12 protein-coding genes, 1 tRNA gene and 1 pseudogene are annotated in these 16,640 nt (G+C 63.0%); all 14 read left to right on the top strand.

The genetic code is table 11. From position 1 onward, the window contains the following. Window positions 1-21: 21 nt before the first annotated feature. Window positions 22-363, top strand: a pseudogene (locus tag ABB28_RS17110) (EF-Tu C-terminal domain-related protein); the annotation flags it as partial. A gap of 103 nt (window positions 364-466) precedes the next feature. Next, a tRNA-Trp gene (locus ABB28_RS17105) sits at window positions 467-542 on the top strand. A 46-nt stretch (window positions 543-588) separates the two neighbouring features. Continuing rightward, window positions 589-1,002 (top strand): preprotein translocase subunit SecE, encoded by a 414-nt coding sequence (secE, locus tag ABB28_RS17100; protein WP_057687564.1) that lies wholly within the window; start codon window positions 589-591, stop codon window positions 1,000-1,002. Between the two features lie 10 nt (window positions 1,003-1,012). Further along, window positions 1,013-1,576, top strand: a complete 564-nt coding sequence (nusG, locus tag ABB28_RS17095) for a transcription termination/antitermination protein NusG (protein ID WP_042615323.1) — start codon at window positions 1,013-1,015, stop codon at window positions 1,574-1,576. Between the two features lie 222 nt (window positions 1,577-1,798). Beyond that, window positions 1,799-2,227, top strand: coding sequence for a 50S ribosomal protein L11 (gene rplK, locus ABB28_RS17090; protein WP_042615322.1), 429 nt, complete (start codon window positions 1,799-1,801; stop codon window positions 2,225-2,227). 4 nt (window positions 2,228-2,231) lie between these two features. Then, window positions 2,232-2,930 (top strand): 50S ribosomal protein L1, encoded by a 699-nt coding sequence (rplA, locus tag ABB28_RS17085; RefSeq protein WP_042615321.1) that lies wholly within the window; start codon window positions 2,232-2,234, stop codon window positions 2,928-2,930. A gap of 386 nt (window positions 2,931-3,316) precedes the next feature. Further along, the gene (gene rplJ / locus ABB28_RS17080) at window positions 3,317-3,850 is read left to right on the top strand and encodes a 50S ribosomal protein L10 (protein WP_057687563.1); all 534 of its coding nucleotides are present in this window, start codon (window positions 3,317-3,319) and stop codon (window positions 3,848-3,850) included. Between the two features lie 63 nt (window positions 3,851-3,913). Then, window positions 3,914-4,282: a 50S ribosomal protein L7/L12 gene (gene rplL, locus ABB28_RS17075; RefSeq protein WP_042615319.1), complete on the top strand. Its 369-nt coding sequence runs from the start codon at window positions 3,914-3,916 to the stop codon at window positions 4,280-4,282. Window positions 4,283-4,592: 310 nt separating this feature from the next. Continuing rightward, window positions 4,593-8,747, top strand: coding sequence for a DNA-directed RNA polymerase subunit beta (rpoB, locus tag ABB28_RS17070; RefSeq protein ID WP_057687562.1), 4,155 nt, complete (start codon window positions 4,593-4,595; stop codon window positions 8,745-8,747). Between the two features lie 89 nt (window positions 8,748-8,836). Continuing rightward, window positions 8,837-13,081 carry a DNA-directed RNA polymerase subunit beta' gene (gene rpoC, locus ABB28_RS17065; RefSeq protein ID WP_057687561.1) on the top strand — a complete coding sequence of 1,415 codons (4,245 nt, stop codon included), beginning with the start codon at window positions 8,837-8,839 and terminating at the stop codon, window positions 13,079-13,081. A gap of 290 nt (window positions 13,082-13,371) precedes the next feature. Then, window positions 13,372-13,746, top strand: a complete 375-nt coding sequence (gene rpsL / locus ABB28_RS17060; protein ID WP_042615316.1) for a 30S ribosomal protein S12 — start codon at window positions 13,372-13,374, stop codon at window positions 13,744-13,746. 11 nt (window positions 13,747-13,757) lie between these two features. Beyond that, on the top strand, window positions 13,758-14,225 hold the full coding sequence (gene rpsG / locus ABB28_RS17055) for a 30S ribosomal protein S7 (protein WP_042615315.1): 468 nt from the start codon (window positions 13,758-13,760) through the stop codon (window positions 14,223-14,225). Window positions 14,226-14,362: 137 nt separating this feature from the next. Continuing rightward, window positions 14,363-16,504 carry an elongation factor G gene (gene fusA / locus ABB28_RS17050; protein WP_057687560.1) on the top strand — a complete coding sequence of 714 codons (2,142 nt, stop codon included), beginning with the start codon at window positions 14,363-14,365 and terminating at the stop codon, window positions 16,502-16,504. 50 nt (window positions 16,505-16,554) lie between these two features. Next, window positions 16,555-16,640 (top strand): GTP-binding protein (locus ABB28_RS17045; protein ID WP_033473206.1); only part of this gene is annotated, 86 nt, incomplete at its 3' end.

The raw sequence follows: 16,640 nt of genomic DNA, 5'->3' as shown, positions 1-16,640 counted from the left end.
ATAGGTTTATAATAGACAGTCACCAAGCGTGACGACGTGCAGCGTGGTCAGGTCCTGTGCAAGCCGGGTTCGATCAAGCCGCACACCGAGTTCGAAGGCGAAGTGTACGTGCTGTCGAAGGATGAGGGCGGCCGTCACACCCCGTTCTTCAACGGCTACCGTCCGCAGTTCTACTTCCGCACCACCGACATCACCGGTGCAGCCAAGCTACCGGAAGGTGTTGAAATGGTGATGCCGGGCGACAACGTGAAGATGGTTGTCACCCTGATCAACCCGGTCGCCATGGACGAAGGCCTGCGCTTCGCCATCCGCGAAGGCGGTCGTACCGTCGGCGCCGGCGTGGTCTCGAAGATCATCAAGTAATCTGCACTACCGGCGGTTTTTCTAAAGCTGCCGGTCGCGCGAGTGGCGGGCCGGGAACCTCGGTCCGCCTTCGCCGTCTAAGGCAAGGCAAAGTTTATAACGTACGCCAGTAGCTCAATTGGCAGAGCAGCGGTCTCCAAAACCGCAGGTTGGGGGTTCGAGTCCCTCCTGGCGTGCCATCTGCCTTCCTAACCAGCGGTCCGCCGCTAAAGCAGCCCGAGCCGGATGAACAGCAAGATCGAACACTCCAAGGATACGTCCACTTCTGGTGGAGACCTCGTCAAGTACGTCGCCGCCGCCCTGCTGGTGCTGGCCGGACTGTTCGTGTGGTTCTGGTTCTCCGCAGACTCCGGTCGTGCCACCCAGCTGGGTGCCTGGACCGCTCAGATCCGCGCGCTTGCCGTCATTGCCGGCCTGGCGGGCGGTATTGCCGTTTTCATGCTGACCGGGAAGGGCCGCGATACCCGCGAGTTCCTGTCCGAGTCGCGTTTCGAACTGCGCAAAGTGGTCTGGCCGACGCGCCAGGAAGCCATCCGGATGACCTGGGTCGTCATCGTTGTTGTAATCATCCTCAGCCTGCTGCTGGGTGGGTTCGACTTCGTCATTCAGAAACTGACTCAGCTGTTCCTGAGCCGGTAAGGAGATACCCATGAAGCGCTGGTACGTTGTTCACGCCTATTCAGGCTTCGAGAAGTCGGTTGCGCAGGCCCTGCGCGATCGCATCGTTCGTGAAGAGAAGCAAGAGCTGTTTGGTGATGTGCTGGTCCCGACCGAAGAAGTGGTCGAGATGCGCGCTGGCCAGAAGCGCCGCTCCGAACGCAAGTTCTTCCCCGGCTACGTGCTGGTCCAGATCGAGACCCACGAAGAAGGCGGCATTCCGCGCATCGACAGCGAAAGCTGGCACCTGGTGAAGGATACCTCCCGCGTGCTGGGCTTCATCGGCGGCACCGCTGATCGTCCGCTGCCGATCGCCGATTCAGAGGCCGAGGCCATCCTGAACCGGGTCCAGGACGGTATCGAGAAGCCGCGTCCGAAGGTGCTGTTCGAGCCGGGCCAGATGGTCCGCGTTACCGATGGCCCGTTCAACGACTTCAATGGCGTCGTGGAAGAAGTCAATTACGAGAAGAGCCGCCTGCGCGTCTCGGTGCTGATCTTCGGTCGCGCCACCCCGGTCGAACTCGAGTTCGGCCAGGTCGAGAAGGCCACCGGCTGATCGCCGCAGCGCCAGGCCCCGCCTGGCGTTCAGGTTGCCAGTGTGGACGCTTCGTCAAAGCGCTGGTATAGTGCCCGGCTTCCTGCCAGGAATCTGGCAAAAGTGAAGGCCGCCGAAAGGTGGCCTTCTGCATGTATTCAAAAACGCGATGCCGGGACGCGTGATTCCCGGTCCGATGGGGAGCCTGTTGTCGTAAGGCGCTAGCACCCGGAGAGCATACTCATGGCAAAGAAAGTTGTCGGTTACATCAAGCTGCAGGTGAAGGCCGGTCAGGCCAACCCCTCGCCGCCGGTCGGTCCTGCGCTGGGTCAGCGCGGCCTGAACATCATGGAATTCTGCAAGGCCTTCAATGCCGCCACGCAGAAGCTCGAGCCGGGTCTGCCGGTTCCGGTGATCATCACGGCCTATTCGGACCGTACGTTCACCTTCATCACCAAGAGCACCCCGGCGACCACCCTGCTGAAGAAGGCTGCTGGCATCTCGTCGGGCTCCAAGCGCCCGAACACCGAGAAGGTCGGCAAGGTCACCCGCAAGCAGCTGGAAGAGATCGCCAAGGCGAAGGAACCCGACCTGACCGCCGCTGACCTGGACGCCGCCGTGCGTACCATCGCCGGCTCGGCCCGTTCTATCGGCATCGTGGTGGAGGGCTAATAACATGGCACTGAACAAGCGTGAGAAGGCCCTGAAGGCCGCCGTCGTCCCGGGCAAGTCGTATGGCTTCGAAGACGCGATCAAGATCCTGAAGACCACCGCCAGCGCCAAGTTCGTCGAGTCGATCGACGTGGCTGTGCGCCTGGGCGTGGACGCCAAGAAGTCCGACCAGCAGGTGCGCGGTTCCACCGTGCTGCCGGCCGGTACCGGCAAGTCGGTCCGCGTTGCGGTGTTCGCACCGGCCGGTGCCAAGGCTGACGAAGCCCTGGCCGCTGGCGCCGAAGCCGTCGGCATGGACGACCTGGCCGAAAAGATGCAGGCCGGTGATCTGAACTATGACGTCGTGATCGCGACCCCGGACGCCATGCGCGTCGTGGGTAAGCTGGGCACCGTGCTCGGCCCGCGCGGCCTGATGCCGAACCCGAAGGTCGGCACCGTCTCGGCCAACCCGGGTGAAGCCGTCAAGAACGCCAAGTCGGGCCAGGTGCGTTACCGCACCGACAAGGCCGGCATCATCCACTGCACCATCGGCAAGGCCAGCTTCGAAGACGAAGCGCTGAAGTCGAACCTGCAGGCGCTGCTGCTGGACCTGATCAAGGCCAAGCCGGCCACCTCGAAGGGCCTGTACCTGCAGAAGGTGTCGGTCAGCTCGACGATGGGCCCGGGCGTCACCGTCGACCAGTCGACCCTGACCCTGAAGTAAGTGTTTGAAGCGGATGTGGAGCCCCCGGGTTCCGCATCCGTCCCATTTGAAGGCAACCGCCGGCAGCGCATCGCCGGTGGCAGCCGTCAAAGACCGCAGGTGCGGTCGTGGCATGCCGGCGACGGGCACGGAAGCTCGATTTGGCAGGGAGTCGCCGCCGGAGCAGTCACGCACGCTTAATCGATCCGTCCGGATCACCCTGCGTAGATGGTGCCCTTCTGGAGTTTTTCTGGTTTACGCAATTCTGGTTTGATACCAGGTTGAGTCCAGGTCTGGAACGGCCCACCCCCCGGAACATCAACCCGATGTTCCCGGTGTCCAGGAAGGACGCCGCCCAGGACCGCAAACGGCAGGAGCCGTAAGCGGAGTTCAATCGGAGGAGTGCAATGGCTCTCAATCTGTCCCAGAAGCAAGAAGTAGTCGCGGAGCTGGCAGACGTCGCCGCCAAGGCCCACTCCTTGATCGCAGCCGAATACGCTGGCACCACGGTCTCCCAGATGACCGCGATGCGCAAGCAGGCTCGTGAAACCGGCGTTTTCTTGAAAGTCGTCAAGAACACCCTGGCCTCGCGTGCTGTTGAAGGCACCGAATTCGCATGTGCACAGGACAAGCTGGTCGGTCCGCTGCTGTATGCGTTCTCGCTCGAGGAGCCCGGCGCAGCCGGTCGCCTGATCAAGGAATTCGCCAAGGGCAACGATAAGCTGCAGCCCAAGGTCGTCGCCATTGGTGGCGAAGTGTTCCCGGCAAGCCACGTTGACGTGTTGGCCTCGCTGCCGACCCTCGACCAGGCCCTGGCAATGCTGGCACGCGTCCTGACCGAGCCGGTCACGATGTTCGCGCGCGCCAACAAGGCACTGGCGGATCAGCTGGGTGGTGGCGAAGCCGCTGCTGCTGCTGAGCCGGTCGCCGAGACCGCCTGAGTTTCGACCTACCGTGGTTCCTGACGGAACCTCAATCCAGAAAATCATTCAAAGGTAATCAAAATGTCCCTTTCCAACGAACAGATCGTCGAAGCCATCGCCTCGAAGTCCCTGATGGAAGTGATGGAGCTGGTCAAGGCCATCGAAGAGAAGTTCGGCGTTTCCGCCGCTGCTCCGGTCGCCGTGGCTGCTGCCGCTGGCCCGGCTGCCGCTGTTGAAGAGCAGACCGAATTCACCGTGACCCTGAAGTCGCCGGGCGACAAGAAGGTCGAAGTGATCAAGGCCGTCCGCGCCATCACCGGCCTGGGCCTGAAGGAAGCGAAGGACCTGACCGAAGCCGGCGGCGTCGTGAAGGAAGGCGCGTCGAAGGACGAAGCCGAGAAGATCAAGAAGGACCTGGAAGCTGCTGGCGCGACTGTCGAAGTCAAGTAAGCAGATCCCTTGCGTCGCCATCGATTTCCGGCGATGCAGCCAAGGCTGGGGGCGTAAAGCCCCCGGCCTTTGGTCGTTTCACGCGGTACCCCGAAACATCGTTTGAAAAAGCCCAACACGGGCTGCAGGAAAAGGCCCGTCCGGCCAGCGCCAAGCGCGCCGGCGGTCACGCAGATGCAGTCAAGTTGGCAGTTGGAAGTAGCAATAGAAGGCGTGCTGGTGCCGGCAATACCAGCGACTTCCAACTGACAATTTCAAGTTTCCTTTTGGGTCGTGGACGCACGCCCCGCACAACAAGGTGGAAGATCTTATGACGTCCTATTCGTTCACCGAGAAGAAGCGCATCCGCAAGGATTTCGCCAAGTCGCGCGCTATTCTCGAAGTGCCGTTCCTGCTCGCCATCCAGGTGGATTCCTACCGCGAGTTCCTGCAGGAAAACGTCGATCCGGCCAAGCGCACGGACCACGGCCTGCACGCCGCACTGAAGTCCGTCTTCCCCATCTCCAGCTACAGCGGCAATGCCGCGCTGGAATACGTCGGCTACAAGCTGGGCGAACCGGTGTTCGACGAGCGCGAGTGCCGCCAGCGTGGCATGAGCTACGGCGCCCCGCTGCGCGTGACCGTGCGCCTGGTGATCTACGACCGTGAGTCGTCGACCAAGGCCATCAAGTACGTGAAGGAGCAGGAGGTCTATCTCGGCGAAATCCCGCTGATGACCGACAACGGCACCTTCATCGTCAACGGCACCGAGCGCGTCATCGTCTCGCAGCTGCACCGCTCGCCGGGTGTGTTCTTCGACCACGACCGTGGCAAGACCCACAGCTCGGGCAAGCTGCTGTACAGCGCCCGCATCATCCCGTACCGCGGTTCCTGGCTGGACTTCGAGTTCGACCCGAAGGACGCGCTGTTCACCCGTATCGATCGCCGTCGCAAGCTGCCGGTGTCGATCCTGCTGCGCGCGCTTGGCTACAGCAACGAAGAGATGCTGGCCGAGTTCTTCGAGATCAACACCTTCCACATCAACCCCGACGAAGGCGTGCAGCTGGAGCTGGTCGCCGAGCGTCTGCGCGGTGAAACCCTGGGCTTCGACCTGGCCGACGGTGACAAGGTCATCGTGGAAGCCGGCAAGCGCATCACCGCGCGCCACGTCAAGCAGCTGGAAGCCTCGGGCATCGCCGCCCTGGCCGTGCCGGACGATTACATCGTCGGCCGCATCCTGTCGCACGACGTGGTCGATTCGGCCACCGGCGAACTGCTGGCGCAGGCCAACGACGAGATCACCGACGACCAGCTGCAGGCCTTCCGCAAGGCCGGCGTGGACGCGGTGGGCACCCTGTGGGTGAACGACCTCGATCGTGGTCCGTACCTGAGCAACACCCTGCGCATCGATCCGACCAAGACCCAGCTGGAAGCGCTGGTCGAGATCTACCGCATGATGCGTCCGGGCGAGCCGCCGACCAAGGACGCCGCGCAGAACCTGTTCCACAACCTGTTCTTCACCTTCGAGCGTTACGACCTGTCCACGGTCGGCCGGATGAAGTTCAACCGTCGCGTGGGCCGCAAGGAAACCACCGGCGAAGCCGTGCTGTACGACCGCAAGTACTACGGCGAGCGCAATGACGAAGAGTCCAAGCGCCTGGTTGCCGCGCATGGCGAGTCGTCCGACATCCTGGACGTGATCAAGGTCCTGACCGAGATCCGCAACGGCCGTGGCGTCGTCGATGACATCGACCACCTGGGCAACCGTCGCGTGCGTTCGGTCGGTGAAATGGCCGAGAACGTGTTCCGCGTGGGCCTGGTCCGCGTCGAGCGCGCGGTCAAGGAACGCCTGTCGATGGCCGAATCCGAAGGCCTGACCCCGCAGGAACTGATCAACGCCAAGCCGGTGGCTGCGGCGATCAAGGAATTCTTCGGCTCCTCGCAGCTGTCCCAGTTCATGGATCAGAACAACCCGCTGTCGGAAGTCACGCACAAGCGTCGCGTCTCGGCCCTGGGCCCGGGCGGCCTGACCCGCGAACGCGCCGGCTTCGAAGTGCGCGACGTGCACCCGACCCATTACGGCCGCGTCTGCACCATCGAAACGCCGGAAGGCCCGAACATCGGCCTGATCAACTCGCTGGCCGTGTACGCCCGCACCAATGAGTACGGTTTCCTTGAAACCCCGTACCGCAAGGTGGTGGACGGCAAGGTGTTCGACGAAGTCGAATTCCTGTCGGCGATCGAAGAAAACGAGTACGTCATTGCCCAGGCCAACGCCCTGACCAATGCCGACAGCGTGCTGACCGAGCAGTTCGTGCCGTGCCGCTTCCAGGGCGAATCGCTGCTGAAGCCGCCGGCGGAAGTGCACTTCATGGACGTCTCGCCGATGCAGACCGTGTCGGTCGCCGCGGCGCTGGTTCCGTTCCTGGAACACGATGACGCCAACCGTGCACTGATGGGCGCCAACATGCAGCGCCAGGCCGTGCCGACCCTGCGTGCGCAGAAGCCGCTGGTGGGTACCGGTATCGAACGTGCCGTGGCACGCGACTCCGGCGTCACCGTCAACGCCCGTCGTGGTGGTGAAGTGGTGCAGGTCGATGCCGCACGCATCGTGGTCAAGATCGTCGAAGAAGAAATCATCGGCGCGACCGACGCCGGCGTGGACATCTACAACCTGGTCAAGTACACCCGTTCCAACCAGAACACCTGCATCAACCAGCGTCCGCTGGTGAACGTGGGTGACGTGGTGGCGCGTGGCGACGTGCTGGCCGATGGTCCGTCCACCGACATCGGCGAACTGGCCCTGGGCCAGAACATGCTGATCGCCTTCATGCCGTGGAACGGCTACAACTTCGAAGACTCCATCCTGCTCTCCGAGCGCGTGGTGGAAGAAGATCGTTACACCACGATCCACATCGAAGAGCTGACCTGCGTCGCGCGTGATACGAAGCTGGGGCCGGAGGAAATCTCCGCCGACATCCCGAACGTGTCCGAGCAGGCGCTGAACCGCCTGGACGAATCCGGCGTGGTGTACATCGGTGCCGAAGTGCGCGCCGGCGACATCCTGGTCGGCAAGGTCACCCCGAAGGGCGAAAGCCAGCTGACCCCGGAAGAGAAGCTGCTGCGCGCGATCTTCGGCGAGAAGGCTTCGGACGTGAAGGACAGCTCGCTGCGCGTGCCGCCGGGCATGGACGGCACCGTCATCGACGTGCAGGTCTTCACCCGCGACGGCATCGAGAAGGACAAGCGTGCGCGCCAGATTGAGGAATCCGAGATCAAGCGCGTCAAGAAGGACTTCGACGACCAGTACCGCATCCTGGAAGGTGCCATCTACGCCCGCCTGCGTTCGCAGATCGTCGGCAAGGTGGTCAACGGTGGTGCCAACCTGAAGAAGGGCGACACCATCACCGACGCCTACCTGGACGGCCTGAAGAAGGCTGACTGGTTCGTGCTGCGCATGAAGGACGAGGACGCTTCGGAAGCCATCGAACGCGCCCAGAAGCAGATCCAGGCGCACGAGAAGGAGTTCGAGCGTCGCTTCGCCGACAAGCGCGGCAAGATCACCGCCGGCGACGACCTCGCCCCGGGCGTGCTGAAGATGGTCAAGGTGTTCATGGCCGTGAAGCGCCGCATCCAGCCGGGCGACAAGATGGCAGGCCGCCACGGCAACAAGGGTGTGGTCTCCAACGTGGTGCCGGTCGAAGACATGCCGTACATGGCCTCGGGCGAGACCGTGGACATCGTGCTGAACCCGCTGGGCGTGCCGTCGCGCATGAACATCGGTCAGATCCTGGAGGTCCACCTGGGCTGGGCCGCCAAGGGCCTGGGTCGCAAGATCCAGGGCATGCTGGAAGCCCAGGCCGCCGTGGCGCAGCTGCGCGTGTTCCTGGACGAGGTGTACAACCACGACAGCGACAACGTGGCCACCCACGTCGACCTGACCCAGTTCAGCGATGAAGAGCTGCTGCGCCTGGCCGGCAACCTGACCGACGGCGTGCCGATGGCAACGCCGGTCTTCGACGGTGCCACCGAAGCGGAAATCAAGCGCATGCTGGAACTGGCAGACCTGCCGGCCAGCGGCCAGACCCAGCTGTATGACGGCCGTACCGGTGAGGCATTCGATCGCCACACCACCGTCGGCTACATGCACTACCTGAAGCTGAACCACCTGGTCGACGACAAGATGCACGCCCGTTCGACCGGTCCGTACTCGCTCGTCACCCAGCAGCCGCTGGGCGGCAAGGCGCAGTTCGGCGGCCAGCGCTTCGGTGAAATGGAAGTCTGGGCGCTGGAAGCCTACGGCGCGGCCTACACCCTGCAGGAAATGCTGACGGTGAAGTCCGATGACGTGCAGGGCCGCAACCAGATGTACAAGAACATCGTCGACGGCGAGCACGAGATGGTGGCCGGCATGCCGGAATCCTTCAACGTGCTGGTGAAGGAAATCCGCTCGCTGGCCATCAACATGGAACTGGAAGACAACTGATCGCGCAGGCGCTGCTGCTCCCGGGTAGCAGCGCCGCCGCTCCGTTCTGACAGCCCATCGACAACGCATTCCTCCTTCTGGAGAACACCATGAAAGACCTGCTCAACCTCTTCAACCAGCAGCGCCAGACGCTGGATTTCGACGCGATCAAGATCGCGCTGGCTTCGCCCGACCTGATCCGTTCGTGGTCGTTCGGCGAAGTGAAGAAGCCGGAAACCATCAACTACCGTACCTTCAAGCCGGAGCGTGACGGCCTGTTCTGCGCCGCCATCTTCGGACCGGTCAAGGACTACGAGTGCCTGTGCGGCAAGTACAAGCGCATGAAGCACCGCGGCGTGGTCTGCGAAAAGTGCGGCACCGAAGTGACCCTGGCCAAGGTGCGCCGCGAGCGCATGGGCCACATCGACCTGGCCTCGCCGGTCGCGCACATCTGGTTCCTCAAGTCGCTGCCGTCGCGCATCGGCCTGATGCTGGACATGACCCTGCGTGACATCGAGCGCGTGCTGTACTTCGAAGCCTACGTGGTGACCGAGCCGGGCCTGACCGCCCTGGAGCGCCGCCAGCTGCTGACCGAAGAGCAGTACCTGACCGCACGCCAGGAACACGGCGACGACTTCGATGCCGCCATGGGCGCCGAGGCCGTGTACGAACTGCTGCGCACGATCGACCTGCAGTCGGAAATGACCCGCCTGCGCGAAGAAATCGCCAGCACCGGTTCGGAAACCAAGCTCAAGCGCCTCACCAAGCGCATCAAGCTGATCGAAGCCTTCCTGGAATCGGGCAACCGTCCGGAGTGGATGGTCATGACCGTGCTGCCGGTGCTGCCGCCGGACCTGCGTCCGCTGGTGCCGCTGGACGGTGGCCGCTTCGCGACCTCCGACCTGAACGACCTGTACCGCCGCGTCATCAACCGCAACAACCGCCTGCGTCGCCTGCTGGAACTGAGCGCGCCGGACATCATCGTGCGCAATGAAAAGCGCATGCTGCAGGAATCGGTCGATGCGCTGCTGGACAACGGTCGTCGCGGCCGTGCCATCACCGGCACCAACAAGCGCCCGCTGAAGTCGCTGGCCGACATGATCAAGGGCAAGCAGGGCCGCTTCCGCCAGAACCTGCTGGGCAAGCGCGTGGACTACTCGGGCCGTTCGGTCATCGTGGTCGGTCCGTACCTGCGCCTACACCAGTGCGGCCTGCCGAAGAAGATGGCGCTCGAGCTGTTCAAGCCGTTCGTGTTCGCCAAGCTGCAGCGTCGTGGCCTGGCCACCACCATCAAGGCCGCCAAGAAGCTGGTCGAGCGCGAAGAAGCCGAAGTCTGGGACATCCTGGAAGAGGTCATCCGCGAACATCCGGTGATGCTGAACCGTGCGCCGACCCTGCACCGCCTGGGCATCCAGGCGTTCGAGCCGGTGCTGATCGAAGGCAAGGCCATCCAGCTGCACCCGCTGGTCTGCACCGCGTTCAACGCCGACTTCGACGGTGACCAGATGGCCGTCCACGTGCCGCTCTCGCTGGAAGCCCAGCTGGAAGCGCGTGCGCTGATGATGTCCACCAACAACATCCTGTCGCCGGCCAACGGCGAGCCGATCATCGTGCCGTCGCAGGACGTCGTGCTGGGTCTGTACTACATGACCCGCTCACTGGAAAACAAGAAGGGCGAGGGCATGGCCTTCGCCAACATCGCCGAAGTCAAGCGCGCCTACGACAACCGCGTGGTGGAACTGCACGCACGCGTCAAGGTCCGCATCACCGAAGTGGTGACCGACGAAGACGGCAACAAGCAGAACAAGACCTCGATCGTGGACACCACGATCGGTCGCGCCCTGCTGGCTGAAATCCTGCCGGAAGGCCTGCCGTTCGCGCTGGCCAACACCGAGCTGACCAAGAAGAACATCAGCCGCCTGATCAACTCCAGCTACCGCCAGCTGGGTCTGAAGGACACGGTCGTGTTCGCCGACAAGCTGATGTACACCGGCTTCGCCTACGCAACCCGCGCCGGCGTGTCGATCGGCATCGACGACATGCTGATCCCGGACGAGAAGAAGGGCATCCTCACCGAGGCCGAAGCCGAAGTGCTGGAAATCCAGGAGCAGTACCAGTCGGGCCTGGTCACCGCGGGCGAGCGCTACAACAAGGTGGTCGACATCTGGTCGCGCACCAATGAGCGCATCGCCAAGGCGATGATGGACACCATCGGTACCGAGAAGGTCATCAATGCCAAGGGCGAGACCATCGACCAGAAGTCGATGAACTCCCTGTACATCATGGCCGACTCCGGTGCACGTGGTTCGCAGGCGCAGATCCGCCAGCTGGCCGGCATGCGTGGCCTGATGGCCCGTCCCGATGGCTCCATCATCGAAACGCCCATCAAGGCGAACTTCCGTGAAGGCCTGAACGTGCAGGAGTACTTCAACTCCACCCACGGTGCCCGTAAGGGTCTGGCCGATACCGCGCTGAAGACCGCCAACTCGGGTTACCTGACCCGTCGTCTGGTGGACGTGGCGCAGGACGTGGTGATCACCGAAGTGGATTGCGGTACCACCGACGGCCTGACCATGACCCCGATCGTGGAAGGCGGCGACGTCGTGGAGCCGTTGAAGGACCGCGTGCTGGGTCGTGTCGTAGCCGAGGACGTGTTCCTGCCGGGCAACGACGAAGATCCGATCGTGACCCGCAACACGCTGCTCGACGAAGCCTGGGTGGCCAAGCTGGAAGATGCCGGCGTGCAGACCATCAAGGTCCGTTCGACGATCTCCTGCGCCTCCGCGTTCGGCGTCTGCGGTCGCTGCTACGGCCGCGATCTGGCCCGTGGCCACATCGTCAACATCGGTGAAGCGGTCGGCGTCATCGCCGCACAGTCGATCGGTGAGCCGGGTACCCAGCTGACCATGCGTACGTTCCACATCGGTGGTGCGGCATCGCGTGCGGCTGCGGTCGACAACATCACCGTCAAGACCACCGGTTCGGTGAAGTTCAACAACCTGAAGTCGGTCTCGCATGCCAACGGTTCGCTGGTGGCGGTGTCGCGTTCGGGCGAAATCTCGGTGCTCGATGCCCATGGCCGCGAGCGCGAGCGTTACAAGCTGCCGTACGGCTCGATGATCGCGTCCAAGGACGGCGATGCAGTGAAGGCTGGCCAGACCGTGGCCAACTGGGATCCGCATAACCACCCGATCGTGTCGGAAGTCGCTGGTTTCCTGCGCTTCATCGACTTCGTCGACGGCATCACCGTCATCGAGAAGACCGATGAACTGACCGGCCTGGCCTCGCGCGAGATCACCGATCCGAAGCGTCGTGGTTCGATGGGCAAGGACCTGCGTCCGCTGATCCGCATCGTCGATGCCAAGGGCAACGACCTGCTGATCCCGGGCACCGACATGCCGGCCCAGTACCTGCTGCCGCCGCGCTCCATCGTCAACCTGCAGGACGGCGCCGCCGTCGGCGTGGGTGACGTGGTCGCCAAGATCCCGCAGGAAGCGTCCAAGACCCGCGACATCACCGGTGGTCTGCCGCGCGTGGCCGATCTGTTCGAAGCGCGCAAGCCGAAGGATCCGGCGGTGCTGGCCGAGCGTTCGGGCATCATCAGCTTCGGCAAGGACACCAAGGGCAAGCAGCGCCTGATCATCAAGGACACCGATGGTTCGGAGCACGAAGAGCTGATTCCGAAGTACCGCCAGGTGATCGTGTTCGAAGGTGAGCACGTGACCAAGGGTGAGACCATCGTGGACGGCGAGCCGAGCCCGCAGGACATCCTGCGTCTGCTGGGTGTCGAACCGCTGGCGGCTTACCTGGTCAAGGAAATCCAGGACGTGTACCGCCTGCAGGGCGTGAAGATCAACGACAAGCACATCGAGGTGATCACCCGCCAGATGCTGCGCAAGGTCGAGATCACCGACCAGGGCAACAGCAAGTTCCTGAATGGCGAACAGGTGGAACGTCAGCGCGTTATCGAGGAGAATGCACGCCTCGGTGCCCGTACCGAACTGCCGGCCCAGTACGATCCGGTCCTGCTGGGCATCACCAAGGCCTCGCTGGCCACCGAGTCGTTCATCTCGGCGGCATCCTTCCAGGAAACCACCCGCGTGCTGACCGAAGCTGCCGTCCGCGGCACCAAGGACAACCTGCGCGGCCTGAAGGAAAACGTCATCGTCGGTCGCCTGATCCCGGCCGGTACCGGCCTGTCGTATCACGCCAACCGCCGCCGCAACGCGAGCGGGCTGACCGATTCGGAAATGCAGACGCTGGCCGGCACCCCGGTTGCCGCTGCCGCTGTCGTCGCCGAGCCGGTGATCGAAGCCGCTGCAGAAGCTGAACAGGCTCCGGGCAGCGACGAGTAAGCAAGGCGGTCCGGTCGAAAGGCCGGACCTGCCGGGTTGCAGCACCGGGCCCATCGCCCGGTGGTAGTGAAAGGGCAGGGGAGACTCCGGTCTCTCCCGCCAGTCTGAACGGGGTACACGGAGGCCCCCCCGTAACCTTCCAGGATAAGGAAGGGCTTGACAGAACCGCATTTGACTGCGTTTCTGGCAGGTTGCTACAATCGTCTGTCTCAGCAGGCCAGTAATGGTCTGCTTTAACATTTCCGCATCTCTGGCCGGCATCTGCCGGCCCCAATCAGAAGAACCTACTGATGGCGACGATCAACCAGCTGGTCCGCAAGCCGCGGCAAGCTACCACCTACAAGAGTGCCTCGCCGGCGCTCGAGAAGTGCCCGCAGCGCCGTGGCGTCTGCACGCGCGTCTACACCACCACCCCGAAGAAGCCGAACTCGGCCCTCCGCAAGGTTGCAAAGGTCCGCCTGACCAACCAGGAAGAGGTCATCAGCTACATCGGTGGTGAAGGCCACAACCTGCAGGAGCACTCCGTGGTCCTGATCCGCGGCGGTCGCGTCAAGGATCTGCCGGGTGTGCGTTACCACACTGTTCGCGGTTCGCTCGATGCCTCCGGTGTCGCCAAGCGTCGCCAGGCCCGTTCGAAGTACGGCGCCAAGCGTCCGAAGGCATAAGGAGAGAGCACATGTCGCGTAAAGGTAATACTCCCCAGCGTTCCGTCCTGCCCGATCCGAAGCACGGAAGTGAAACGATCGCCCGCTTCATCAACATGGTGATGCTGAGCGGCAAGAAGTCCGTGGCCGAAAAGATCGTCTACGGTGCGATGGACGTGATCAGCGAAAAGAACGCCAACTCGATCGAGCTGGTGCAGAAGGCGCTGGACAACGTTGCTCCGTCGGTCGAGGTCAAGTCCCGCCGTGTCGGTGGTGCCACCTACCAGGTGCCGGTCGAAGTGCGTTCGTCGCGCAAGATGGCGCTGGCCATGCGTTGGCTGATCGACTCCGCGCGCAAGCGTGGCGAAAACACCATGCCGAAGAAGCTGGCTGCTGAACTGATCGATGCCTCGGAAAACCGTGGCGGCGCCATCAAGAAGCGCGAAGAAACCCACCGTATGGCCGAAGCCAACAAGGCATTCGCCCACTACCGCTGGTGAGTTTGACGGCCTTGCAAAACAGGCAGGGCAGCACCATCTGAGTGCTGCCCCGCGACCCCGGAAGGGTCGCGCCAATCCGAAGGCCGCCGAAAGGCGGCGTTCGGCCATCCGAAATCCAAGAAATCGAGAGGCTCCCCGTGGCCCGCACCACTCCCATCGAGCGTTACCGCAATTTCGGCATCATGGCTCACATCGATGCCGGCAAGACCACCACGTCCGAGCGCATCCTGTTCTACACCGGCAAGAGCCACAAGATCGGTGAAGTGCATGACGGCGCCGCCACCATGGACTGGATGGAGCAGGAGCAGGAGCGTGGCATCACGATCCAGTCCGCTGCCACCACCGCGTTCTGGAAGGGCATGGACAAGTCCCTGCCGGAGCACCGTTTCAACATCATCGACACCCCCGGGCACGTCGACTTCACCATCGAAGTGGAGCGCTCGCTGCGCGTGCTCGACGGTGCGGTGTTCGTGCTGTGCGCCGTCGGTGGCGTCCAGCCGCAGTCCGAAACCGTGTGGCGCCAGGCCAACCGGTACAAGGTGCCGCGCATTGCCTTCGTCAACAAGATGGACCGTACCGGTGCCAACTTCACCAAGGTCGTTGGCCAGCTGAAGGCCAAGCTCGGTGCCGTTGCCGTGCCGATGCAGCTGCCGATCGGCGCTGAAGAAAACTTCAAGGGCGTGGTCGACCTCATCAAGATGAAGGCCATCCATTGGGATGAAGCCTCGCAGGGCATGAAGTTCGACTACCTGGAGATCCCGGCGGACATGCAGGCGGAGGCCGAAGAGGCCCGCACCTACATGATCGAAGCCGCGGCTGAAGCCAGCGAAGAGCTGATGGAAAAGTACCTGGGCGGCGAAGAGCTGACCGAGGCCGAGATCGTCGAAGCCCTGCGCGTGCGCACCCTGGCCACCGACATCGTGCCGATGTACTGCGGTTCGGCGTTCAAGAACAAGGGCGTGCAGGCCATGCTGGACGGCGTGGTGCAGCTGCTGCCGTCGCCGATCGACGTGCCGGACGTGACCGGTACCGACGTGGACGACGAAACCGTTGCCCTGAGCCGCAAGTCCGACGACAAGGCTCCGTTCTCGGCGCTGGCCTTCAAGATCATCACCGACCCGTTCGTGGGCGCGCTGACCTTCTTCCGTGTCTACTCGGGCACCCTGAACGCCGGCGACCAGCTGCTGAACTCGGTCAAGGGCAAGAAGGAGCGCATCGGCCGCATCCTGCAGATGCATTCCAACGATCGCGAAGAGATCAAGGAAGTGCTGGCCGGTGACATCGCCGCGGCCGTGGGTCTGAAGGACACCACCACCGGTGACACCCTGTGCTCGCAGGAACACCCGATCATCCTGGAGCGCATGGTGTTCCCGGAGCCGGTCATCTCGATGGCCGTCGAACCGAAGACCAAGTCCGACCAGGAAAAGATGGGTCTGGCCCTCGGCCGTCTGGCCCAGGAAGATCCGTCGTTCCGCGTCAAGACCGACCAGGAATCCGGCCAGACGATCATCTCGGGCATGGGTGAGCTGCACCTGGACATCATCGTTGACCGCATGAAGCGCGAGTTCAACGTTGAAGCCAACGTCGGCAAGCCGCAGGTGGCTTACCGCGAAACCATCCAGATGTCGGACGTGAAGTCGGACTACAAGCACGCCAAGCAGTCCGGTGGTAAGGGTCAGTACGGTCACGTCGTGATCGAGCTGTCGCCGATCACCGCTGAAGACCGTGCGGATCCGAAGATCGGTCCGATGATCAAGGACGACTTCCTGTTCATCAACGACATCACCGGTGGCGTGATTCCGAAGGAATTCATTCCGTCGATCGAAAAGGGTCTGCGCGAAACCATCACCAGCGGTCCGCTGGCGGGCTTCCCGGTGGTCGACGTCAAGGTCAAGCTGGTGTTCGGCTCGTACCACGACGTGGACTCCTCGGAAATGGCGTTCAAGCTGGCCTCCTCGATGGCCTTCAAGCAGGGCTTCTCCAAGGCCAAGCCGGTCCTGCTGGAGCCGATCATGAAGGTCGAGATCGTGACCCCGAGCGACTATCAGGGTGACGTGATGGGCGACGTCAGCCGTCGTCGCGGCATGCTGCAGGGTTCGAGCGTGACCGGTGACGGTTCCGCCGAGATCATCAACGCGATGATCCCGCTGGGTGAAATGTTCGGCTACGCGACCTCGCTGCGTTCGCAGACCCAGGGCCGTGCCACGTTCACGATGGAATTCGACCACTACGAGCCGGCACCGAGCAACATCGCCGACGAAGTCATGAAGAAGGCCTGAGCCCAGCTCAGGTCCTCCACTCCACTTTAGAAACTAAAAGGTAGATAGAAATGGCAAAGGGTAAGTTCGAGCGCACCAAGCCGCACGTCAACGTCGGCACCATCGGTCACGTCGATCACGGCAAGACCACGCTGAC

Source organism: Stenotrophomonas chelatiphaga (assembly GCF_001431535.1).
In the GTDB taxonomy this organism is placed as follows: domain Bacteria; phylum Pseudomonadota; class Gammaproteobacteria; order Xanthomonadales; family Xanthomonadaceae; genus Stenotrophomonas; species Stenotrophomonas chelatiphaga.
Note: the sequence above shows the minus strand (reverse complement) of the source record. Positions and strands in the feature narration are given on the sequence as shown.

Excerpts from the sequence above, each read along its gene's own strand:
- rpsG (WP_042615315.1), top strand. The coding sequence starts at position 13,758 with ATGTCGCGTAAAGGTAATACTCCCCAGCGTTCCGTCCTGCCCGATCCG.
- rpoB (WP_057687562.1), top strand. The coding sequence starts at position 4,593 with ATGACGTCCTATTCGTTCACCGAGAAGAAGCGCATCCGCAAGGATTTC.
- rpoC (WP_057687561.1), top strand. The coding sequence starts at position 8,837 with ATGAAAGACCTGCTCAACCTCTTCAACCAGCAGCGCCAGACGCTGGAT.
- rplK (WP_042615322.1), top strand. The coding sequence starts at position 1,799 with ATGGCAAAGAAAGTTGTCGGTTACATCAAGCTGCAGGTGAAGGCCGGT.
- rpsL (WP_042615316.1), top strand. The coding sequence starts at position 13,372 with ATGGCGACGATCAACCAGCTGGTCCGCAAGCCGCGGCAAGCTACCACC.
- rplJ (WP_057687563.1), top strand. The coding sequence starts at position 3,317 with ATGGCTCTCAATCTGTCCCAGAAGCAAGAAGTAGTCGCGGAGCTGGCA.
- nusG (WP_042615323.1), top strand. The coding sequence starts at position 1,013 with ATGAAGCGCTGGTACGTTGTTCACGCCTATTCAGGCTTCGAGAAGTCG.
- rplL (WP_042615319.1), top strand. The coding sequence starts at position 3,914 with ATGTCCCTTTCCAACGAACAGATCGTCGAAGCCATCGCCTCGAAGTCC.
- secE (WP_057687564.1), top strand. The coding sequence starts at position 589 with ATGAACAGCAAGATCGAACACTCCAAGGATACGTCCACTTCTGGTGGA.
- rplA (WP_042615321.1), top strand. The coding sequence starts at position 2,232 with ATGGCACTGAACAAGCGTGAGAAGGCCCTGAAGGCCGCCGTCGTCCCG.